Annotated in this window: 17 protein-coding genes; 1 reads left to right on the top strand and 16 read right to left on the bottom strand. The window is 36.5% G+C overall.

Annotated features, from left to right (window positions below):
• Position 1 precedes the first annotated feature (1 nt).
• The 7 genes from PEDSA_RS18260 to PEDSA_RS18230 all read right to left on the bottom strand — a co-directional run bounded on the left by PEDSA_RS18260 (position 2) and on the right by PEDSA_RS18230 (position 5,776).
• A complete protein-coding gene (locus PEDSA_RS18260) occupies positions 2–589 on the bottom strand; it encodes a Crp/Fnr family transcriptional regulator (RefSeq protein WP_013634650.1) in 588 nt (195 codons plus the stop codon).
• Positions 590–633: 44 nt separating this feature from the next.
• Positions 634–1,149 carry a plastocyanin/azurin family copper-binding protein gene (locus PEDSA_RS18255; RefSeq protein ID WP_013634649.1) on the bottom strand — a complete coding sequence of 172 codons (516 nt, stop codon included), beginning with the start codon at positions 1,147–1,149 and terminating at the stop codon, positions 634–636.
• Positions 1,150–1,273: 124 nt separating this feature from the next.
• Complete coding sequence (gene ric, locus PEDSA_RS18250; protein WP_218916225.1) at positions 1,274–1,996, bottom strand: iron-sulfur cluster repair di-iron protein; 723 nt, start codon at positions 1,994–1,996, stop codon at positions 1,274–1,276.
• 319 nt (positions 1,997–2,315) lie between these two features.
• Positions 2,316–2,642 carry a metal-sulfur cluster assembly factor gene (locus PEDSA_RS18245; RefSeq protein ID WP_013634647.1) on the bottom strand — a complete coding sequence of 109 codons (327 nt, stop codon included), beginning with the start codon at positions 2,640–2,642 and terminating at the stop codon, positions 2,316–2,318.
• Positions 2,639–3,907 (bottom strand): hypothetical protein, encoded by a 1,269-nt coding sequence (locus PEDSA_RS18240; protein ID WP_013634646.1) that lies wholly within the window; start codon positions 3,905–3,907, stop codon positions 2,639–2,641. The genes PEDSA_RS18245 and PEDSA_RS18240 overlap by 4 nt, the downstream gene beginning before the upstream one ends.
• Positions 3,908–3,971: 64 nt before the next feature.
• Entirely contained in the window at positions 3,972–4,799 is an 828-nt protein-coding gene (locus PEDSA_RS18235; protein WP_013634645.1) for a DUF2249 domain-containing protein, read from the bottom strand.
• A gap of 23 nt (positions 4,800–4,822) precedes the next feature.
• A complete protein-coding gene (locus PEDSA_RS18230) occupies positions 4,823–5,776 on the bottom strand; it encodes a DUF542 domain-containing protein (RefSeq protein WP_013634644.1) in 954 nt (317 codons plus the stop codon).
• A gap of 390 nt (positions 5,777–6,166) precedes the next feature.
• Between PEDSA_RS18230 and PEDSA_RS18225 the strand changes: the two genes are divergently transcribed.
• Complete coding sequence (locus tag PEDSA_RS18225) at positions 6,167–7,234, top strand: acyltransferase family protein (RefSeq protein ID WP_013634643.1); 1,068 nt, start codon at positions 6,167–6,169, stop codon at positions 7,232–7,234.
• A 124-nt stretch (positions 7,235–7,358) separates the two neighbouring features.
• On the opposite strand, the gene PEDSA_RS18220 is transcribed toward PEDSA_RS18225, so the two are convergent.
• From PEDSA_RS18220 to PEDSA_RS18180, 9 genes are all read right to left on the bottom strand, one after another.
• Positions 7,359–9,035: a glycoside hydrolase family 28 protein gene (locus PEDSA_RS18220; RefSeq protein WP_013634642.1), complete on the bottom strand. Its 1,677-nt coding sequence runs from the start codon at positions 9,033–9,035 to the stop codon at positions 7,359–7,361.
• Positions 9,036–9,046: 11 nt separating this feature from the next.
• Positions 9,047–9,514 carry a hypothetical protein gene (locus PEDSA_RS18215; RefSeq protein WP_013634641.1) on the bottom strand — a complete coding sequence of 156 codons (468 nt, stop codon included), beginning with the start codon at positions 9,512–9,514 and terminating at the stop codon, positions 9,047–9,049.
• Positions 9,515–9,542: 28 nt separating this feature from the next.
• Positions 9,543–10,973 (bottom strand): polysaccharide lyase 6 family protein, encoded by a 1,431-nt coding sequence (locus PEDSA_RS18210; protein WP_083811767.1) that lies wholly within the window; start codon positions 10,971–10,973, stop codon positions 9,543–9,545.
• A gap of 8 nt (positions 10,974–10,981) precedes the next feature.
• Entirely contained in the window at positions 10,982–12,511 is a 1,530-nt protein-coding gene (locus PEDSA_RS18205; RefSeq protein WP_245546783.1) for a DUF4955 domain-containing protein, read from the bottom strand.
• An 8-nt stretch (positions 12,512–12,519) separates the two neighbouring features.
• Complete coding sequence (locus PEDSA_RS18200; protein ID WP_013634638.1) at positions 12,520–14,091, bottom strand: glycoside hydrolase family 28 protein; 1,572 nt, start codon at positions 14,089–14,091, stop codon at positions 12,520–12,522.
• Positions 14,092–14,104: 13 nt separating this feature from the next.
• Complete coding sequence (locus PEDSA_RS18195; protein WP_013634637.1) at positions 14,105–15,553, bottom strand: alpha-L-fucosidase; 1,449 nt, start codon at positions 15,551–15,553, stop codon at positions 14,105–14,107.
• A gap of 1,290 nt (positions 15,554–16,843) precedes the next feature.
• Positions 16,844–19,762 carry a glycosyl hydrolase family 28-related protein gene (locus PEDSA_RS18190; protein ID WP_013634635.1) on the bottom strand — a complete coding sequence of 973 codons (2,919 nt, stop codon included), beginning with the start codon at positions 19,760–19,762 and terminating at the stop codon, positions 16,844–16,846.
• Positions 19,763–19,886: 124 nt separating this feature from the next.
• Positions 19,887–21,641, bottom strand: a complete 1,755-nt coding sequence (locus tag PEDSA_RS19730) for a polysaccharide lyase 6 family protein (protein WP_013634634.1) — start codon at positions 21,639–21,641, stop codon at positions 19,887–19,889.
• Positions 21,642–21,731: 90 nt separating this feature from the next.
• The gene (locus PEDSA_RS18180; RefSeq protein ID WP_013634633.1) at positions 21,732–22,976 is read right to left on the bottom strand and encodes a DUF4998 domain-containing protein; all 1,245 of its coding nucleotides are present in this window, start codon (positions 22,974–22,976) and stop codon (positions 21,732–21,734) included.
• Positions 22,977–22,992: the final 16 nt, after the last annotated feature.

Here is a 22,992-nt window from a genome sequence, read left to right as displayed (position 1 = left end):
GCTAACAATAAACCTTGTGATCTTTAATTAACACTTTCCCTTCTTCATGCATTTTTAAAAGGGCTCTTATAACCGTCTCTACACGTAAATTGGTATAATCTGCTATTTCCTGACGGGTATACGGAATTAGTGTTTTTTCATTACCATCCATAACCCTGATTTTATTAAAAAAGCCCAATATTTTTTCTTCGGGTGTACGGCCAATCAATATTTGTGCAGAAGTAGCCTTATTGTAAAGCCTATGAGCAAAAGTATTCAGTAAACTTAAAGCTGTACTGGGGTAATCCTGCAATATGTTTATAAACTTATCTTTTGATATTTTAACGATTACGCTGTCTGTACTTGCCTGTGCAGTACTGGGATAACATTTTGATTCGAATAACGGAGGTTCACCAAAGCTGTTTCCTCCGGTAAAAACACCCTGAATAAATTCTTTCCCTTCTATATTGGTTGAAAACATCTTCACCTCACCTTCAACCAGTTGAAAGAAAAACCGGGGAGTGTCGCCTTCCATAAAAATGAAAGAACCTTTGGAAACTCTCTTTGATACACCTCCGTAAGCTATTAGTATGTTATGATCTATTTGCATTTACCATAAAAGCTTAAATTCAAAACACAAATGATGTTACTGAATTATTCTACAATTAGTGTACCTTTCATCAGTCCTACGTGTCCGGGGAAAGAACATAAGAATTCATATGTACCTTTAGCAGGCGCAGGGAATTCAATAGTGTCAGACTCGCCCCCTGATAATAACTTCGTGTGCGCAATAATATCTTTTGTATCCGCTGGTATATAGTCAGTAGCTTTATCACCAATAACTTTCATCGCAAAATCTGTCGCTGAAACTCCAGCTACCAACAGTACAAAATTATGTCCCATTACGTCTTTCGCCATTTTACCAATATGGTTGAGTGTCAATTTTATGGTTTGACCTTCTTTTACATTCAATAAAGTCTGATCGAATTTCATGTCGTCACCTGCATTTAAGGTAATTATTGCTTCTTTGGATGATGGTTCTCCTGTTTCCTGAGTAGTCGCAGTGGTGCTTTCCGTAGCATTATCATTCTGTTGCTGGTTAGAATTGTTACCGCATGCTGCTACTAGCATCATCATTGCAGTGCTTAATAAAATACTTGTTTTTTTCATTGTGTTATTATTTAGTTGTTTTCTTTTTAGTTTGTTAGTTGAATTAGTAGCTGGTTCAAATTCCTATTGTCTCTTTAGCTTTAAATATCTTAAGTAAAGCTATGGACTATGGACTATGGACCAATTAAACTAAGTCTTCTTCTAAAGCTATAGCCTTAGGGAAAAGTATGTTATTTTCTAAATGAATATGTATGTGTAAATCATTCTCAAAAGCCTTTAAAGCATCCATAGCTACTTTATAAGTACTACATCCATCTGCAGGAAGTGCGTATTGATTGGAAAGCTGGGCTATTTTCCGGAAACGCTCTCCCTCCGCGTCATGTTCATGCATCATCATGCTGATGGGGTTCTGCACTGTTCCGAAAGGAATGGCAAGCTCAGCCTCAGCAGATTGCTTGGCCGAAACCATTTTACGCACAAAAGGGAACAATACCTTTTCTTCTTTTTGCATGTGCGAGGTAAGTTCTTCAGCACATCCGTCAAAAAGTTCTTTGATTTCTAAAAGTTCAGGATGTCTGTCACCATGTACGTTACTTATTTTTTCAAGATAAGCTTTTAATAAAGGGATTTGTTGTGAGACATAACGGTGATGGGTTTTCTCTATATAATCAGCCAAAAGATCTATTGGCCATGCGTTATAATCAATATTGGATTTATTTTCTCTTTCTATTTGTTTCAAAGCTGTTAGTAAAGACTCTACATCTACACCAGATGCATCACAAGCCGACTCTATAGATTGATTGCCTCCGCAACAGAAATCGAGGCCATATTTTTCAAATACCGGGGCTGTGCGAAAATCTTGTGCAACCACCTCGCCAATGGTTTGTTCTTTAGAAAGTGTCATCATTCAATTTTTATTTTGTAAAACCGCAAAGGACACGAAGTTCTGAAAGCTTAAAATCTTTCTTTATTAGTCTTTGTGTACTTTGAATTAATCAACCTGTTTAATTTCAAATAAATAACCTTATACTTTTCTTTCCAAGTTATAAAGTTAGTAAAGCCTCTTTAATAAAAGATAAAAACATCCTTTATATTGTCGTTATTTTTGTATGTCTGTGCTGCTATAAAGGTATTATTGTTTTTAGTTTATAAAAATGACCTTTGTCACGAGGATTTGTGAGGGATATCTAAAGCTTTTATTGATTAATAAATACATTCTCCAACACTCATACCCCCAATTGCTCTTTACCTTCAGGTGTCAGCATATCATAACCCCACGGCGGATCAAATACCAAATCAATCACTACTTTTCTGTCAGGAAAAACAGCCTCTAACGCATTATGTACTCCATTGGTTATGGCTTCTCCCATTGGACAATGCGGTGTAGAAAGTGTCATCGTAACTTCAATAAGATCATCTTTATCAAAAGCTACATTGTATATCAAACCTAAATCTACCACATTAACAAACAGTTCGGGGTCTATCACTTTAAATAAAGCTTGTTGTGCTTTAATTTTTTCTGCTGAATAAGGATCTGTTAAAGATACAATCATGATAATATTCGTGTTTTATGAAATAGCACCTTCATCACATTAAAAGCATATAGTACCGATAAAGCCAACCATATCAGTGCTGAAAAACGAATGATCCAAACGTTGGCTAATGCAACTCCTGCAATTATTAATAATATAGCAGGAATGAATAAATAAACTTGCCACAGTATTAATTTCTCGCTATAAAGATCTTTTGGCAATGGTATTCTTACCTTTCCTGACAGTTTTTTATAATGTTCATTCCATACAATAAAAGGTAAAGTTTTAAAAGTCTTTCCTAAAATCAATCCGGTTATCCAGCCCATAAACAACAATGTTCCGTACAATACCGTCCATTGGTTACCTTGTATAAAGTTTATGACTGGTATCATCAAAACAGCAATAATCAGGAATACGAACGAGGAGAAACTTTGCTTCATCTGTATATCTATTTTTTTACGTATTCTGCTTTTAAAGGCATCATATAAATAGGATAACCATAACAAAATTCCAACTACTACTATCGCCATGTAAAACGTTACTCTTGTTGCTGCTATACCCAAAAAATATCCATCGCACAGGAATAGTATCAAGCCTGCATTTTGTAATATAAAAGCATATTTTAGCCTGCTTTCTTTTTTTGATTTACCAAGTAGAAACATAGGAACTAACTTACTGCTTATTCCTACTATCAATTGTAAAAACCACCCCGCAAGACCAGCATGTGCATGTAATTTGAGTATCTCCAGATGATTTCTGCTAAAAAATGGATATTGTAAATTAATAGCCAATAATAATCCAACGGTTACTGTAAATAACAGCCAAAGCGCAGAACTCAGGATAAAAAGTTGTATGGTTGAACGGTGTAACTGATGTTTGCCTGTAAACCATGTATTTATTAAAAAACAAGCTGCCGAGACCCAGATTAATATTCCTCCACTAATCATCATCCAACCTGTTCTAAAATTCCAGAAAGAAGCAACCAATAGCACTGTACCAAACAACAGCATATACCAACTTAAAATTGCAATTTTTGGACTGAATAAATTACGTTCGCTAACTACGGGCAGAAGTTGATAAGCTGCACCAAAAATAATCATGGTACCCCAACCTAATGCAGCAGTATGCACAATGGTTAACAAATGTGGATTAAAATAATGAGTAGACAGACTATCTGCTCCAATGAATAACAGCAGGCAAAGCACACAAAAAACTACGGAAGCCGTTGCATAAAACGGAAGCACTACGCTCCCATCTACCGTTTTTCCTATATCTATATCTGACATTTAATTACTGGTTGTTCGTTTTTCGATACTCGTTATTTGATAGACGATAGACGAATAACGACATTTAAAATAAAAGCATCTTCACATTTCCTTCTTCCACATTATAAATATGGATTTCCAAATCTCTGTCTGCCAATTCTTCTAAAAGGTATACCGGTACCCGTTTGTGATGTACAAATAATACTTCGCGTTTAGCTAAATCTTCCAGATTACTTAAAATAGTTTGCATAGGCAAAGGCATTTCCAATTCCCGAACGTCAATTTCCCTGACTTTTTCCTTTGCAAAGCTTTGACAAATACGATTAAAGGAATCGGCATCATCCATAATTATCTTATCATTGCTTCTTTTCTTATCCAATTGAGATTCGGCTTTTTTCAGAAAATAAGTATGGTACTCAGTATCACTCATGGTATCAACAAAACTTGCTTCGGCCTTTTCCTGTTTCAGCAAATGAATTAAAGGTGTAGGAACAAAATTATTAATAATACACAGAATATTACCGGGCTTTATCTCTTTAAAAACACCAAGTATTTCCTTTAGAGGATCGGTTCCTGATTCTATAATAGAACGAACATCAAACCATTTAATAGCCTCCCGATCTGCAGCATTTAACCATTGGGGTTTTAAATCATTTGATTCTCTTTCCTGATCAACCGCTTCGTATTCAAAACCTAATGGTTCCAAAGCTTTAACAATATCGGCAACAGTCGTCCTGCCCATTTTTGCAGCTTCTGCAATAGTAACCCTTGAAGCCATAACCTTTCTGAGTACTGGGATTTTCAAACGCTGTAAAGGTTTAGAAACTTCAGCAATGGCATCTATTGCTGCCTTTTCGGTTTTGATAATCTCGGATATACTTGTATTATCATTTATTTTCGTTTTACTTTCCATAACGCCATTCAATTAGTGTCGATCTAAGACGCTGAAACCTCCTGTTCTAAAGTAACCACTTTAGGAAAAAGTATATTATTTTCTAAATGCATATACTGTTGCAGATCATTTTCCAATTCCTGTAATTTATGATAGAAATAGGCGAACGAATTACAGGCATCTTCCGGTAGTTGATAATTGTTAGCCAATTTTCTGAAATATTGAAGATCCTCTGCAAAAATAGAATGTTCTTTCTCCAACAATAAAGCTGATTGCTTTAGAAGTGCCGGTTCTGTAACATGAACAGATTTATCGATTTCCTTAGCCACCAATTGTTTTATTATCGGAAAAATAGCCTGTTCCTCTTTCCTGATATGCACTGTCAGACTTTGCAGAAAAAGCTTAACCGATTGTTCCAATCGAATCAGCTGAGGATGATGTTCTCCGTGATGCTGCGCTACTTTTTCTGCCAATCCGCCAATAATTTCCAGATTTTCCATTACATAACGATGATGAGTTTTACTGATATAATCCGCTAAAAAGTCCAGATCCCAATCATTAAAATTCTGAGAAGCTGATAATGGTCTGTTCACTGCATCTTCCAAAGCTTGTTTCAATTCTTCTTCATCTATATTTACTTCGGCACTCACTTCTTTCAAAGTTTTATTACCTCCGCAGCTATAATCAATACCTTTTTCTTTAAACACGGCAACTTTCCGCATATCTTTAGCCGCAATCTCGCCTATTGTTTCCCCATTATCTTCTTTAGTACGCTTTGCTATCCTTACCTGCCAGCGAACTGGCCCTTGAGACAGGTATTCCCATGTAAAAATATTTCCACGTTCGCCTAAAAGCTGGTAATACAAAGGTTTCGGGTCATGGTCATTGTCTATAATGAAACTTTCGCCCGCATCAAGCTCATCAAAGTGTTTGAAAATAGTTGGATGTTTGAGCTTTGGCTCTATTTGCGTCACATCCAGAATCTCAACTGTTACCATCGTTTTAATTTTTAATTATTATTTCAGTTTACTACTCTACAAAGAGAGGTATAAAAACAATAAAAGACAAATTTGTCTTTTATTGTTTTATCATATTAAAATCATTTATTAAACAGATTAATTTCAGAGATTAAACCTTCGATATTTACATAGTTGTGTATCTATCCTTCAGTCTCCTTTGTTAAACACTTGTTTATTGAGGAATCGTTTGAGTAGTTCCATCCTTCGTTCATCTTTCGTTAAGAGATGCTTTAGAGATGCTTCATTATAATAACAAAGCTTACTTGTTTAAAGTATTCTGTATTATTTTACAATCTTGACATATTACAAATCAGGTTTGTTTTACTTAATATTTTTCCAATATTAGCTACTTGATCCATTAAACCCGAGATGAATAGCATTAACCCAGATACTTTAAAGACAAAACAACATTTCCAAATTCTTGATGGCTTAAGAGGCATCGCAGCTGTATGTGTTGTAATTTTCCATTTTGCCGAATGCATAATTTTTGACTATAGCAAACTATTTATTGGACATGGGTTTTTAGCAGTCGATTTTTTCTTTTGCCTTTCTGGTTTTGTAATAGCTTATGCTTACGATCAGCGTTTAGAACAAATGGGCATCTGGCATTTTTTGAAAAGGAGATTAATCAGGTTACATCCTTTGGTTATAATAGGAGCTATATTAGGTCTATTAGGCTTTCTCTTTGATCCTTTCTCTATTGCTGCACAAACGTATAGCATTGGCAAAATTGCACTGCTATTTCTGTCGACAGTATTTTTAATCCCCCTTCCTATAATGGAAGATCGCTATTTCAATTTATTTGGATTGAATGCACCAGCCTGGTCTCTCTTCTGGGAATATATTGCCAATATTACATACGTTTTTGTGCTATATAAAATAAACAGAAGATATCTTCCCGCATTGCTCCTCATTTCCGCCATTGGGTTAATTTATGTTGCTTATACTTCTGGCAACCTTGCAGGAGGCTGGAGTGGCGATAATTTCTGGCAAGGCTCTGCCCGTATTTCCTATTCATTTCTAGCAGGATTATTCATCTACAGAAGTAATTGGATTTTAAAAAACAGGTTGGGATTTTTAGGCTTGTCTATATTATTAATTGGTGCATTTATAGCGCCCCACTTTTCTTTCAATTGGTTAACCGAATTATTAATCGTATTAATCTATTTCCCTCTTCTGGTATCGCTGGGAGCGGGGGCCACTATTTCGAAAGGTAAAACCATTTGCAAATTTTTAGGAGATATATCTTATCCATTATATATGACTCACTACTGGGCTCTATGGATTTTTGCCGGTTATTTAAATACCTATAAACCCGATTCTACTCAACTTACTTTTGTTGTTATAGGTGGAGTTATTTTCTTAATACTATTCGCTTATCTGATTATGATTTTATACGATAAACCTGTTAGAAAATACCTCATTAACAGGAAATAAAAAAGAGCCGGCTTTTGCTTAGCCAGCTCTCAAAAGAGTATAGCTTCTCTCTTTTGTTCACCAATTACAGGCCCAAGGAAGGAAATTTTAGATAGGGCTTAAAAGAAAAGAACTTGTACTAAAACTAAACTCGTAATAGAATATCTTTAATGCTGCTGTTTTTACCAAAAACTACTTTCTTTTTTGCTTTTTGGATTAACCCACCATCTACAACTATATTTTTCGATTCTTCCAACTTTAAAAAAGCCTGAGAAGAGGACAACAACATTGGACTTGTAAAAATAATATCACTACAACCTTTAAGTTGAATGGTAGCTTCCGCTTCCATGCCGCCCTTCAAGGCAATATTTCCCATTTGTGCTTCCTGTACATTTTCCAGAATCATTGCAGACCTTGCATCAGGCTCATCGTATTCCAATCGGATGTTATTCAATCTCAAATTTTTGACATTTCTGGCATAAAAACCATATGCAGGCGGACCGAAAGGTTCTTCTTCCCAAACGGTAAAATACTCTCTGGATTTCTGAGGAATATTTTGTTTCTGAGCCAGTTCTTTAGAACCTCCTCCCTGATATTGTACATGTATATCGCTAAAAGTAACATTCTCTATATAATGTCCCTTTAGTGCATTTAAGGTAATGCAACTGTAGTGCTCGCCCGGAAATATATTCAGAGAAAATTTAATATCTGGATGCTCTTGCGGCTTATTAACAACCTGTGCAGTAATCGAACTAAAAATCAGGTTCTTCATATATACTTTATCCTGCGCATTCGTGGAACCACCAAAGCCTATACCAATTGGGCCTGTCACATTCCGCATCACGATATTACTAAATATGAAATTCTCCAGCCTTACATTTCCCGAACTGATTTTAATAGCACAGCCATAAGTGTCGTAAATAATACAATTGGAAATGGTAATGTTCTGCGGATCTCCACTCCCAAATCTAAAAATAGACCAGCGTGTACTGAATGAAGAATTACTGATTGTCACGAATTGATTGCTCCCAAATAAGGCACAGGCATCATCCTGACATCTCACATCACAATTGGTAACGTGAACATATTTACAGCTGTTAAAATGAAAACCGTCGTTATTCCGGTTAACGCGATTATATATAACCACACCATTTATATCTACCTGTTCACATTGTAATATTCTAAAACAGTGATAAGCACTTTTTGTATAAAAGGTATCCTCAAGTCTCAACTGGTTACATTTATAAAATATCAAGAGATGGGGCCTGTCAAAATACCCACCTCCGGTAGAATTTGGTCCGGTGTTATCTCCCTTACCTGTAAAAAACGCCTCTCCATTTCCATCTATTGTCCCGGTGCCGGTTATAGAAACGTTCCTGGCATTGCTAGCATAAAGCATCACAATATTTCCATTCCCGGTTGGAATGCCCTCTCCCGCTGTATAATCTTCCCGCTTCGGACTTCCTTTGAGAACCCCTCCAGCAGACAAATGCAGTGTAACGTAATCTTTCAGACGTATTGTTCCAATGATAAATGTTCCCTCCGGAATTAAGACTATCCCCTCTTTGGCTTCAGCACACTTATCTATTGCCGTTTGTACCGCCACAGTATCTAAAGTTGTACTGTCGCCTTTCGCACCAAAATCTTTTACATTAAAAATTTTTTGCCCCAAAGAACTCAAAGGCTGCTCTTCTTTTCTTGCAGCAAAAACCTCATTTCCTAAAAGTGGCACACCTAATACAGCAGCAGCTGGTACAGATAGCTTTCCTAACCATTTTCTCCTTGTTAAGGTTTCGTTTTGATTTTGGTTAACTGGTTTCATTCTTTCAAGTTTTAATTTTTCATTAGATTGAGAGTAAGGATAGCATAATCTGCAATCGAAGTTCCTCCCGATTCATCATCATATTCAACTTGCGAAAACTTCATTTTCCAAACCATGTTAGTTGCATTTTTTGATTGAATCTCAAAATACTGGCTATTAAAAATTGCAAAACTGTAAAACTCCATATATTTCTTATTTTCTAAGGTCACAATATCATAAGCCGAATTATACCCCTCACCCTCTTTAACATTCAAATAAGCGGTTACGTCACTTTTAAATTGCACAGAAGAAAATGTCCCCTCCCCCGCCAGCTCCTCTTCATGCAGCTTTTGTCCGCTGGCAGAATAATAAACAATTTTGTTAGACGTTAAACTCCAGATCCCCACCAAATCTTTATTGTATTTATACAATTCCGAATCTTTTTTACAAGATATCAAGAGGATAAACGGTAGAAAAAAAAGAATAAGTTTCTTCATCATTGTAATTATCACTTCTATACTATTTTTATTAGATTGACCACTTAACACCTACTTCTTTCGATGATAATGGCTTGTTCTTAATTCTAACACCTGGTTTTGAAGTAATTAATGTATCCTTTTTACTTGCAAATGGTATTTTATACTCCTTCCCATTTATTGTTATTGGGGTTTCCTTCACACCACTGTCAGGCTCTGCGCCGTTATCGTACACCAAATTAGAGCCCAGTATATTAGATTTAAATTTAAAGTTTGCCAAAATTGGATTCTGAGAGGGCGATGTAGCTTGAATTGCATTTTTACCGCTTTTGGTGGAAATAATGTTATGGGTAATTGTATTGTTCTCCGGCAAAAGCATCCTTTGGTCCGCACCTGGATTACCATTGTAACTTCCGCCAATATTAATTCCTGCACCGCCTACATTTAAAAATGTATTATTCACATAAAGCCCATCCTTTACATGTCCGTATCTTGGAACTCTTCCCAAAGGGGTCCCCGCTCTTAATATAGGCTCATATTTATCAGTTAGCGCTTTTTCGATATATTCACCACAAATCAAAATCAAACCGTCGCCATCAACATCTCGCACATAATTATTTACTACGTGGTGGCCCTGTCCCGCCAATCGGATACCATAACTTCCTTTCTCGTTTTCCCCAAAAATGAAATTTTCTTCAATAGTGTTGAAATTTCCGCTTCTGCCAACAATTCCACCTTTTGTAGAAATCACGGTATTGCCTATAACTTTGTTACGGTTAGATTTTAATGAAATAATTTCCATCCCCTCACCATGAGCCCTCTCGAAAAGATTATTTTTGATTGTAAAAAATGCCCCATCATCACCAGTCTCTTCACTTCTGCCATATCCCCATATTCTGAATATCTCTCTGCCATTATCTGGTGTATATGGGATATCTTTAAAATAACAGTATTGAACTGTATTATATCTGGAATTATCCTGATCATTGCCTACTAAAGGTTGCATATTATTCTTGCCTTTAAAAGAGCAATACTGCATTAAATTGTTATTTCCTCTAAACAATACCCAATAGTAACCCGTTGATTTTTGTGAGGGATTAAAATCTACAATAGCTGTATTTTCCAATTTGCAGTAATCAGAATTAAACTGAATTACGCTGCCTTTTTTTAAACTTCCATCTTTAAAAAGTAAGCCTTCCACCACTAAATATGGAGCATCGAAACTTAAAGAAGATTCTCCGGACAACATAACCTTGCCGGCTTGATCAGCTTTCAGCGTAATTGGCTTGGCTTTACTTGCTTTGGAATTGAATAGTATTTTTACATCCTTCCACTCACCCGGTTGCATTAAAATCGCATCACCCGCAACCGCAGAACCAATGGCCTTATTCAGTTCTGAAGCATTTTTTACTTGAATATTTTTAGCAACAACACCACTTGTTAAAAAAAAGAGTATAGCTAATAATTTTCCTGTTTTCATCATAATCTTAATTATTTAGCTATATCCTTGCCTGTTAGTCTCAAAGCCAATTGTGCTTCAAATAAAGATTGTGGTTTTACCACCTTGTTAAACAAAACATTCATTCCCTCATTTTCAAAGGTCACTTTTGTATCTGCCTGGAAACCTACCAAAATTGGATGGGCCATAGTATAGTTCCTTCTTCTTTGCATATCCCAAAAATTGTAATGAAAATCCTTAGATGATTTGTGTATGAAGTTCCAGAAAACCATAAACTGTCCATGGTGAGGATGTCCCGCTTCTGGACCACCCAGGTTGGTAAATATTCCCCCATCAATGTCATCAAGCAAAGTAGCATAAGGCTGCCCTCCGTGACTATCGAAATGCTGATCCCTGTCCATTTGACATTGCGTAACAACAGTTCCGGCAGCACCATATCCCGTTCCAGGCCCATGATGTTGTGCTCCATTGAAACTGCATTTCTTAACTAAAACACCATTACCAGATCTTGCATGAAGCGAAGTATGGCCCTTTTTACCTGTAAATTTTACATTCTCTACAGTAACAGCATATCCCGCTCTAAAAAACAAGCAATCATTCCAGTCCCTAAATTCACAGTTTCTCACCCAACTATTTTTCACATTTTCCATTCCAATCGCTAAATAAGCATTGTCATGAATAGCATTTTTATGATGAACGAACTCTTCCGGATAAGATTTCCAATCTGATGAAAACAAAATATCTTCCACACCGCATTCTTCTAACGCAGAATAATTATATAATTCAAAAGGAGCTGATTTTACTAAAGTAATATCTAAGTGCAACGGATTATGAAAAGTCACTTTATTTCCGTTAACGTTTTTTATAGTATGTATTTCTATGATCTGCATTCCGCCATTAGGCCCAAACAGTCTCGTCCATTGTGGTTTCAAATCCTGAGGAGCAAAGTATTTCCTGGTATATTCCTCGCTTCTATGACGAACGATAACATCTTGACCAGGTTTTAGCTTACTCGCATTATCGACTTCAACAACAAAAGTTTCTCTCGGAGCATCCTTCGTAATGGTTGCTAATTTATCAGATCTATTTGTTTCTGATTTAAAGAGGATAGAGCGGTTATTTACCCACATCTTTGGCTGATGTATTTCAGTTCCACCAATACCTGCGCCACTTCCTTTCAACACAATATTACTCTTTGTAACTCTGATTTGATATCTCTTTAAAGTGTCTCCATTAATAATGAATTTTCCCTTTGGAAAAAACACAACTCCACCACCTGGATTTTCCTCAGCAGCATTAATAGCTTTTTGAATACCTACTTCATCAGAGATATCGTCATTTGGTTTTGCACCAAAATCAACCACATTGAAATATTTACGCTTGCTAACATCGGGAATAGCTTTTTCAGAAAAATGATACCCAGCGAATGAAAAATCAGGCAAGAACGGAACTTTTCCCTCCTTTTTATCCTTAACATAATCAGACCAAAGTGGAACTACAGTTTGTGCCTGAATGATTCCGGCAAAAACCAATTGCATTAATATTGTTGATATAAATCGCATCTTCTAAACTATTTCGTGGCCTTAACTAATTCTTTTTTTATTCCTTTAATCTGATTGTTTTTAGAAACAACATTTGCGGTATTTCCTTCTGTTCTGATAAAAGCTTCGGCGGTAGCTCCGTTTACTTTAAAATTACTGATGTTAGCACCTTTCACATCATTCAATCTTACTACAGATTCTGAACCTTCAGTTTTTGTCAGAGACCAATCTGTTGCAATAACATTCTCACAGTCATCACAAATTAGCGCTGGTCTAACATCATTATTTGCTAAATTAAATTTGATATTTTTCAACACCAATCCTCTTGCGTGTCTAGCCCATACGCCATAGGCTGGGATAGTTGGACCAAAAGTTTTAACCTCTGGATATTGATTAATGGCTTCCGGAACCTCATGTCTTGCATTTTCTTTTGTTCCTTTACCGTCTAAATTAATCTCGATATTCTCCAATGTTAAATTGGTAATATAATGTCCGGGTACACCAGTAATTAAGATACCGGAAGCCGGTGTCAATTGTGCATCTGCTGCAGCATCAGCTTTAACATTTTTAATTACTACATTCTCAAAAGTTCCTGTAGTCTGTTGCGTATCTTGTCCTTTTCTAAAAACGCTCAATCTAGATCCCAGTCTAAATAGCATCGGCGTTTTTACATTTTTCATAACAATATCCGAAATTTCTACATTCCTGATATGAGCACCATCTACAGTCAGTAATTTTATACCGCCATTTTTAGTATCATAGATATAACAATTTGAAATTTTAATATTCTCAAATGGAGCCATAGATTCTGTTCCAAATTTGATAGCTCCCTGGTTACTTTTTAGCTTCATATCAGAAACAACAATATCCTTACAGCCCATTTTACTGGAAGTCGTTTTAAAAACTAAGGCATCATCTCCACTAACCACATCGCAACCTTTTATACGTACTTCTTGACAACCGTCAATACCAATCCCATCATTATGTGCAACGCCTATACTTCTAATGGTCACATTTTCAATATTGATTTTTCTACTTTGAAAATAATGAGAGGTCCAAGCTCCTGCATATTTTAATGTAACATCCTTCACATTAACATTAGTACAACGAACAATACGTAATAAGAATGGTCTTAAGCCCCAACGCTTGCCTTCTGGCCTTGTGTCTGTCAGAATATGTTTTTCTTTTAGCGCAGTACCTTGTCCATCGATAACACCTTCACCTTCAAGACCAATATTTTTTGCATCCACTGCAACAAGCAATGCCCATCCCACATCAATACCTAAACCTTCGGTGAAAGGGTCCAGATTTCTATAATCTTTTAAGTCTGTACTACCTACAAGCTCCGCATTTTTTTCGAAATGCAGCGTTACATTATCTTTTAACTCTACCGTACCTGAAAGAAATCTCCCTGCAGGAAATATAACCTTACCGCCACCATCATTGTTACATTTATCGATGGCCTTTTGTATAAATAGCGTATTAAGTGTTATTCCATCGCCAACTGCTCCGAAATCTTTAATATTATAGTTTCCTGCAAAAGCAAATAAATTTGCCAAAATAATTCCAAGTGTAAGTACACTGCTTTTCTTAATGTTCATTTCTTTTATTTTATTATTTAGCCATTTCGCCAACATTCATCTCTTCGGTCGCAGTGAAATTATTTACTGCTATTTTGCCCTCTATTGTAAGTTTTATTACAGTAGCGATCTTATTTATCGGTTGTTGTGGTAAATTTTTTATAGTTGATTGATTGATTTCCAATTTGGTCTTCGATGCGCCTAACAATTCGACCGACTTAATTTTATTTTTAATAGTTGGGATAGTCAACTCTCCATTTGACGGCCAATCGAAAACTGTAAGGTAAAGTATGGTTTGATTATCTGTATTTTTCATAGTGGACCTACCCCATGAAAGAGATTGAAAGGGTCCCGCATGAGTAGCATAAATCGCCTGACTATTAATCTTCATCCAATCTCCAATTTCTTTTAAGCGATTTATACTTTCTAACGGAATCTCACCGTCTGCCTTAGGACCAATATTCAACAAGTAATTTCCGCCTTTAGAAGCTATGTCAACCAGATTTCTAATTAAAGTTTCTGTCGATTTCCAATTCTGATCGAAGCTTTTGTATCCCCAGGTATCATTCATGGTCATACAGGTTTCCCAATCTGTTCCATCCAGTTCTTTCAATGTAGGGATCCTCTGTTCAGGAGTCTTGGTATCTCCCTGAAATGCTCCCTCCATCAACCTATTATTTGTAATGATATTAGGCTGAAGCTTTAACAAATCGTTCATTTTTCCAGCTGTAACGGCATCCATCCCTCTGGGTGTATCCCACCATAAAACAGCAATATCTCCGTATTTAGTTAGTATCTCTTTGATTTGAGGTATCGCTATCCCGTCAACATACTCATTGAAAGTTTTACTCAGTTGAAGAGAATCCCAGTGTCCATCATTAGCTTTGGTAAACTCATCCATTTTTGCAGCATTAGGCATTTTATCGTAACCTCGATTAGCAGCTCTCCAATAAGCCGCTCCACCAGGGTGAACCCAATCCTGATTTTGGGAATAATATAATCCTAATTTTACGCCATATTTCCTGCAAGCCTCTGCTAACGGCGCGATCAAATCTTTTTTGTATGGCGTAGCATCAACAATATCCCAGTCGGTTACTTTTGAGTCAAACAAAGCAAATCCGTCATGATGTTTTGCTGTGATGATGATATATTTCATCCCAGCATCCTTTGCCAACTTCACCCAAGCATCTGCATCATATTTTACCGGATTAAAACCTTTTGCATATTCTTTATAATCCTTTACCGGAATTTTAGCAAAATTCATAATCCATTCACCAATCCCTTTTATCTGATGTCCATTATAGTTTCCAGCAGGGACAGCATAAACACCCCAATGAATAAACATCCCGAACCTTGCTTCCCGCCACCAGTGCATGCGATCGCCTTTACTTTTGTCCGTTTGTCCAAAAGAATGCAAACCAAAGATTATCAATACAAAAAAACTTAAAACTCTTTTCACTCCTATATCAAATAAATTAAACATCTTACTTTATGCAAGGAGGTGATTTTTATTCATAAAAGACTTAGTTATTTTTGCAATTCATTATGCTTTATAAGCATTTTTCTCTTTCCAGCACAAACTAAATATATTCCTCAACAGGGAAAAAACCATAGCTGTCCGTAGAGTTAAGCATAGCGTCTCTACGGATTTTCAAATAAACAGGAGTTTGAAACTCCTTTGTCTTATTCATATTTCTTAACCACATTGGGTACAGTAGTTTTAAGCTGATAACGAGTCGGAGACCCTTTGCTATTTAACAATCCGTAGCCTCCTCTTTCCTTTCACACAAGACTACGGACAGGATAGGACTTTCTGGCACCAGTACGTACCCTTAGACAATTACCTTACTTCTCATCGACTTCGGACTACGGTCTTCCGTCTTTATCCCCATAGCTGTCCGTAGAGTTAAGCATAGCGTCTCTACGGATTTTCAAATAAACAGGAGTTTAAAACTCCTTTGTCTTATTCATATTGCTTAACCACATTGGGTACAGTAGTTTTAAACTGATAACGAGGCTGTCCAAAAAGGTTATCGAATACTAAAAAACACGTCATTGCGAGGAAGTATGACGAAGCAATCTGCGTTTTTGACATCATTAGATTGCTTCGTTACCTCGCAATGACGATGATGTTTGGCTTTTTAGACAGCCGCTTTGCTATTTAACAATCCGTAGTCTCCTCTTTCCTTTCCTTTCACACAAGACTACGGACAGGATAGGACTTTCTGGCACCAGTAATATATAATCTTTTAGACAATCATCTCCCCATAGCTGTCCGTAGAGTTAAGCATAGCGTCTCTACGGATTTTCAAATAAACAGGAGTTTGAAACTCCTTTGTCTTATTCATATTTCTTAACCACATTGGGTACAGTAGTTTTAAGCTGATAACGAGTCGGAGACTCTTTGCTATTTAACAATCCGTAGTCCCCTCTTTCCTTTCCTTTCACACAAGACTAAGGACAGGATAGGACTTTCTGGCACCAGTAATATATAATCTTTTAGACAATCATCTCCCCATAGCTGTCCGTAGAGTTAAGCATAGCGTCTCTACGGATTTTCAAATAAACAGGAGTTTAAAACTCCTTTGTCTTATTCATATTTCTTAACCACATTGGGTACAGTAGTTTTAAGCTGATAACGAGTCGGAGACTCTTTGCTATTTAACAATCCGTAGTCTCCTCTTTCTTTTCCTTTCACACAAGACTAAGGACAGGGTAGGCTAGCACCAGTACGTACCCTTAGACAATTACCTTACTTCTCATCGACTTCGGACTACGGTCTTCCGTCTTTATCCAATTTATACGGGGTTCCTTTCCATCTCTCACTATAATATACCGCATTTTTTACGCTAATATTATCCGAATCTTTTTCACCAATTAACTCTTTACTGTCCTTCCCTTTCATCATTTCAACATCCGTTATTTTAGCTCCTTTTACATCGTCAAAAAACAAGACATATCTATCGTCATTAGCTTCAAAATTGAAAGAGCTATTTTTGATCTCGACATTTTTTGCATGACGAGCCCACAGCCCATAAGATGGTTGCACTCCTAAATTAGACACATTGTATTGCCCAACTCCAAGCTCTTGTGGTATTCTCTCTCTATCCGACGCAGGATTCCCTCCTTTGTATAAAATATGAACATCATTAAAACTAATATTCTGGATATAACCAGTATGCTCACCATTAGGAAGTTTAAAGCCTAAACCACCCTCTACGGTAGAATTATCTGGCAAAGCATATCCTGCTACTATTGCTGTTGCTTTTCTTTGCTTTCCGTCATAGGCTTTCCATCTTACCGTTGCATTTCCAAAAGAACTTCCTCCATAAACCTCAGTAATATCCACACCATTTAAAATGATATTTTCTACCTTCCCTATATTCACATTATTTACGAGCAGCTCGTCATGCTTCACTCCATTTTCCTCAAACTTATGTCTACTTACAGTTGCACCTAATATTCTTGCCCTGTTTGATATGGAGATGAAGAAAGGGGTAGTTGTTCTTCTCATTTGTGAACGAGAGTGTAAGATTCCTGTATGACCGCAATTCAAGTGAATATCTTTTATATGAGCGCCATCGTTAGTAGAAATTGAAAAACCAGCCTTATTTGCCCCTAATACAAAAATATTATCTACACATGCATCCATTATATCATCTGCAGTTTCAGAACCGATTTGGAACAAGTTACAGTTTGTATCTCCAATTATATTTCTTACTCTAAATTTCTTTGCAGACCTGGTAAATCCTAAAGAACAGTCAGAACCTGGTTTTACAATATCATCAGAGCTTACCTTACAATAAATATTTGTAGCCGTAACATCGTTACAAGCCATAAAATCGTAAATATCACGTACGTTAGATGTATTGTATTTTCCAAAATAGGTATTATGTACAAAAATATGATCTGTTCCGGTAGCCAATAACACGAAATGTCCGCCTCGATCAATATCCAACATATTTTCTACATCGAAATCTTTCGCTCCGTTTGCTTGTATATAATATGGTTGATCTTTACCCTCGTCATACCACAAATCTTCTTTGCGTTCTATTCCGCCAATTTCTATGTTTGTACAAAGCTTTAAAGCAAACATTTTATCAGCCCGGTTATTTGCATCATTGTTCATCACTTTATCACTGGTCACTAGATTTCCATCTCCAGTAATTCGCCCGTTTCCAATGATTTTAATGTTATCTTCTCTTTCCGCAAAAAACATCGCATTTTTAAAATAAGTATGCCCTACGTCCTGCTTTGTTAGCCAATTTTCAGGATTTTCGTATGGTCCTTTATCCGTAGGTGACAAGCCTGACCTGTATTTTCTGTCGCTAAACCAGGTTAGTTCCGGAGAATCGGCCCCTTTTATAGCTTTGATAGTGGCCCCCTTTGCTACATACAACCAAACATTACTTTTAAGCTGTACCGTTCTAACCAAAAAAGTTCCCTTATCGAAAAGTAAAATCCCACCGCCATTCTTACTAACTTTAGCGATAACTTCATTTATTTTATCTGTATCATCTGCAATACCGTCACCTTTTACACCAAAGATTTTCACATCTTGTTTTCCAGCGAAATGCGATATTATTTTAGAAACAGGCTTCTTTGCTGCATTAAATAACTGAAACTGATATGGCTTTCCCTCAATTAAGTCCAGAACTTTAGTTTTTCCATTAGCTTCGGTTGTTTTAGATACACTCCAGGTCTTTCCTTTGTCTAATGATTGATAAACCCGAAGCCCTTTTTGTGACGAGGTCCAATCTAGTTGTAGTGTTTTGCTATTCTGCTGGCTGAATGGAGTATTGTCTATAACTTTCCGAAAATCAGCTATAGTATTTACAACTTGTATTGTTGCTGTTTCCGAACCTTCTCCAGAACTAGCAAGCTTTTCTGGTTCTGTAATAAAATACCTTGATTTGAAAATGTAATTTCCAATTTTGGTAGCAGTAACATTTTTAAATTTCAATTGTACATCTATCCCATTATCCGGTCTTAAATCCAAAGCATCTAATCTTATCAGCTTAGAGCCATCTCCTCGCGTTGCTACTTCAGAAATTCCTACTTTACTATATGAATAATTTGTTCCTACACGACCAATAGACTGTTTATCTAAATTTGCCAATTGTACTTCTCCCCTGCCAATAATATTAACGTAGATATCCTCAACTTTTACTGGTATTTCTTTAGGTATAATCAATTCGAAACTTGCATTAGGACTTCGTTGGCCGGCTTTAAAATTTAAAACAATCTCTTGCTTTTCGGATTGCGTAATTTGAGGATTTACTATGGTTAGCTTTCCGTTTAACGCTCCACTCTCTAATCTAACTACTAGCTTTTTACCGTTCGAGAAATGCACCACATCTCCTTCTTCTACCAAATCCTGTTCAGATTTTTGCTGTCCTGCTTTAAAGATTGCAATACTTTCTGTAGGCTTAATTCCCTGCCTTAATTGTTCAGACAATTGCTTTACGCTGGGAATAGTTGAAATTAGTCCTTGTCCTTCCGGAGTATCTACGGAATAGGAATAAGTAGATCCTTTATTGACTATTAACTCCTTATCTTTTAAATACCTGACACTAGGGCCTAATTCACCAGAAAAACTGCTTATGGCCTTCGCTGGATTACAGAGAATACCCCAAATACCTCCGACTAAAACTAAAGTAAGAAATCTGCTTTTGTTAAATTTGGATAACATACGAACTAAATTGATTTTCAGATTTTAAAATAAAAGAAACCCCGTTATTTTAATCGGGGTTTAAGATAATACGGATTTTGGAAGAAAAATTAAACGGTATAAGCCTACTATTCTCAAATATTGCCTACCATGGTTCGCCCGAAAACTCACGATCTCCACTATCTATCTTCAATTTTACCCATTCGGGTACAATGTCGACTATATTCAACGGCTTAAAGTTTGCTGTTTGCTGTACGCCACTTTTTATATTCGAATCTGTTGGTCTGTAAATACCCGTCCCATCTGCTTTCATAGCAACACTTGTGATATATTGAAGGCCTGACGGAAGGATTGCAGGAACGATCTTATTTTTACCGGCCACAACGTTATCAGTATAACTAAAAAGATTTCCAGTTATTATTTCACCTTCTATTTCCATAGAATTTCCGCTACCCGCAGAGCTAACTATTAAATTATTCTTAAAAACCCCTCCAGGAGGCAATGTTTTGGGTGGAGTTTGTCCGGTGTTTCTACTAGCGCCCAATCTTATGCCTTTGTCGCAGTTATATACCGTATTATACTCTATAAGAGCGTCCTTTACCTGGTCGTATTGATTAAGATCATGTGGAACTTCATTACCGTATTCTACCTGGATCGCCTGAGCTCCGGATGGCAAATTATAGAAATAATTATTTCTTACAGTATGCCTTTCTCCAATTACCCTAATTCCATTGCATCTACTGCTTGGTGTCCCTTTGGTATTGATAAAGAAATTACCTTCAACCAGACAATCATGCCCATGTCTCAGCGTAAGTGCACCATCCGAATTCAAGAAAGTATTATTACGGTAGGTATTATGTCCGCATTTACTTGACACAATTTCCGCCTCACCGTCACAACGTTCAAAGACACAGTTCTCTAAAGTTGTATAACTTGAAGAAAGCGATTGCCCGCTCGTACTGATTCTAACGGTCTCGAATCCATTCCCTGAGCCTGGGTCTTTAAAATAGCCAAAATACACATGATGAATAAGATGATCATTCCGCGCTGAGGTCTCTCTTACCACTTCCAACATCATACCCGCAGTATTTTTCTGTCTTAAAACACAGTTACCTACTTCATTCTTCGTACCACGTATAGTAACAAGTCGAGTATCTCCCCCTCCAAGATTCCAGCCAACGATAGCACTATTTATAAATCTGCAAAAACTGGAAGATTGACCAAATGAAATTGGATGGGTGCTGGTTCCTTTTGAAAAATAAAACCCATCAACTGTAATATATTTTCCATTAATATTCCATTTGCTGTCTCCTTGCAAAATTACTCCACCTCGAGTTTCAGGCACTATAACTATTGGTTTCGCTTCTGCCCCACTATTAGCTATCGTGAGACTTCCAGTATATGTCCCATTTTTTAATTGAATAACATCACCGGCTTTCGCTACAGCTACAGCACTGGCAAAGCTTTCCCAATTCGAACAAAATATTAAATTCCCCCCGGCAGGTATTAAATCTTTATTCACCAAAACGTTATCTAAAGATGCCTTGATTTTTTTGGTAGATGAAAAGGTATTACTCCCCGCACTACAAGTAACCTTAAAAACATGTTCTTTTTCGTCTTTAAATACGTATTCAATTGCTCCTTCAGTATTTGCTGGAACGTTGATATTGTCAACACTCCATACAATTCGATCGGCCTTATCGGAGTAAATGGGAATAAAACTCACAGACTCCCCTATTCTTGGCATTTCATTACTGACTCTTATTTCAATTTTTTCAGCGTATTTTATTACTGGCTCTTCTTTAGCAGAAGTATTTTTTTTACATGCTGAAAAAACGATAATTGGAATCAAAAAAGTTATTATTAAAAGACTTCCTGAAAGATACTTTTTAATATTCATAGTCGAATTCCTTACTCATTATAAATAGTTTGAGTCAACAATACAGAAGCTATCTTCCGTTGTTGACTCAAAACTTTAGTATTATTTTACTTATGGTCTGTTATATAACTCAAACTCGGAAACGTTGATATTGGTGCTTTCTTTATCCAAATTCAAACTAACTTTTACAAACCTCGCAGTTGTAGAATTGAAAGTAATTTCATTCTCAGCATTAGGTTTCGTAAACTGACTATAAACCCTTGTCCATTTTGTACTTGATGTTATACTACTTTCTGATGTAACCATTATTTCAAAGAAAGGAATGTTACCCGCTGCTTTAGGGATATATAGACCTGCCGTATTGAAAGTTTTAGCAGAACCTAGATCCACATAAAACCAAACATTTAAGTCAGCCCTTTCGCTACTACTAGGTTGCCATTTAGGTGAAGGATCTCCTTTCCGATCTCCATCTGTAATAGCAGAACCGCTGGAACTGCTAACAGTTACTGGCCTACCTAGAGCAAGATTCTCCTCCAATGGCGGTGGTGGAGGCAATTTATAGTATCCTATTGCACTTTTTGAAATTGACGTATATTCCGTGTAAAACGTGTCAATAGCATTTGGTTCTGGCAAATATGCTGTTCTATAACTAAAACCTGTACCTTCTTTATAATTAAAAACTGTATCTCTATCCTGCCAAATCATTGGCCTTCTCGGATCAATAGGATTACTAACCTTTGTTATCCTTTTAGTTCTCGCTATACCCGATACATCAATATATTGAAGATCGATTTTAACCGCTTGCTGAGATATACCATACCAAGGGATATAAAGATTACTTTTCTTGTTAATAGTATCTAAGAGAGGTACATCTAAGGGTCTGTTACTTATTGTTCCCTGAAAAACAGAACCGTAAACTTCTGCAATAATTTGGGAAGATATAGATGAATGCCCATTTTTATCGTACATAACTACTGAAAAAGTGTAGACACCTTCTTTCAATCTATCTATAAGAGTAATAACTGAGTCAGTTGTAGCGCCACGTACAATATCTATTGTAACAGAATCCTTACCCGCGGCACGTTGATTTGGCAGGGTTGGTTCGCCTTCTATGTGAACTGGATTTATCCAAAACACCTTGGCTTTCACTATTTTTGGATCTGAGATAATATACCATTTCAGCTCCATACGATTAATCCCAGGATGTGCGACCAATCCTTCGGCTTTTCCATTATAAACGATTTCGCCTCCTTCTAGAAAATCCTCATAAATTCCATCCATTTTTTGGCAAGATCCGAAGAGGACTCCAACCACCATTAATGCGATGAGATTTTTTAAATAATTTTTTATATTCATAACTAAATATTTATTA

It is taken from the genome of Pseudopedobacter saltans DSM 12145 (assembly GCF_000190735.1).
GTDB lineage: Bacteria > Bacteroidota > Bacteroidia > Sphingobacteriales > Sphingobacteriaceae > Pseudopedobacter > Pseudopedobacter saltans.
This window is presented reverse-complemented; position numbering and strand designations above follow the sequence as displayed.

Bases quoted from the DNA above. Each gene is read 5' to 3' on its own strand.
- PEDSA_RS18260 (WP_013634650.1), bottom strand. From the start codon at position 589: ATGCAAATAGATCATAACATACTAATAGCTTACGGAGGTGTATCAAAG.
- PEDSA_RS18255 (WP_013634649.1), bottom strand. From the start codon at position 1,149: ATGAAAAAAACAAGTATTTTATTAAGCACTGCAATGATGATGCTAGTA.
- ric (WP_218916225.1), bottom strand. From the start codon at position 1,996: ATGATGACACTTTCTAAAGAACAAACCATTGGCGAGGTGGTTGCACAA.
- PEDSA_RS18245 (WP_013634647.1), bottom strand. From the start codon at position 2,642: ATGATTGTATCTTTAACAGATCCTTATTCAGCAGAAAAAATTAAAGCA.
- PEDSA_RS18240 (WP_013634646.1), bottom strand. From the start codon at position 3,907: ATGTCAGATATAGATATAGGAAAAACGGTAGATGGGAGCGTAGTGCTT.
- PEDSA_RS18235 (WP_013634645.1), bottom strand. From the start codon at position 4,799: ATGGAAAGTAAAACGAAAATAAATGATAATACAAGTATATCCGAGATT.
- PEDSA_RS18230 (WP_013634644.1), bottom strand. From the start codon at position 5,776: ATGGTAACAGTTGAGATTCTGGATGTGACGCAAATAGAGCCAAAGCTC.
- PEDSA_RS18225 (WP_013634643.1), top strand. From the start codon at position 6,167: ATGAATAGCATTAACCCAGATACTTTAAAGACAAAACAACATTTCCAA.
- PEDSA_RS18220 (WP_013634642.1), bottom strand. From the start codon at position 9,035: ATGAAACCAGTTAACCAAAATCAAAACGAAACCTTAACAAGGAGAAAA.
- PEDSA_RS18215 (WP_013634641.1), bottom strand. From the start codon at position 9,514: ATGATGAAGAAACTTATTCTTTTTTTTCTACCGTTTATCCTCTTGATA.
- PEDSA_RS18210 (WP_083811767.1), bottom strand. From the start codon at position 10,973: ATGATGAAAACAGGAAAATTATTAGCTATACTCTTTTTTTTAACAAGT.
- PEDSA_RS18205 (WP_245546783.1), bottom strand. From the start codon at position 12,511: ATGCGATTTATATCAACAATATTAATGCAATTGGTTTTTGCCGGAATC.
- PEDSA_RS18200 (WP_013634638.1), bottom strand. From the start codon at position 14,091: ATGAACATTAAGAAAAGCAGTGTACTTACACTTGGAATTATTTTGGCA.
- PEDSA_RS18195 (WP_013634637.1), bottom strand. From the start codon at position 15,553: ATGTTTAATTTATTTGATATAGGAGTGAAAAGAGTTTTAAGTTTTTTT.
- PEDSA_RS18190 (WP_013634635.1), bottom strand. From the start codon at position 19,762: ATGTTATCCAAATTTAACAAAAGCAGATTTCTTACTTTAGTTTTAGTC.
- PEDSA_RS19730 (WP_013634634.1), bottom strand. From the start codon at position 21,641: ATGAATATTAAAAAGTATCTTTCAGGAAGTCTTTTAATAATAACTTTT.
- PEDSA_RS18180 (WP_013634633.1), bottom strand. From the start codon at position 22,976: ATGAATATAAAAAATTATTTAAAAAATCTCATCGCATTAATGGTGGTT.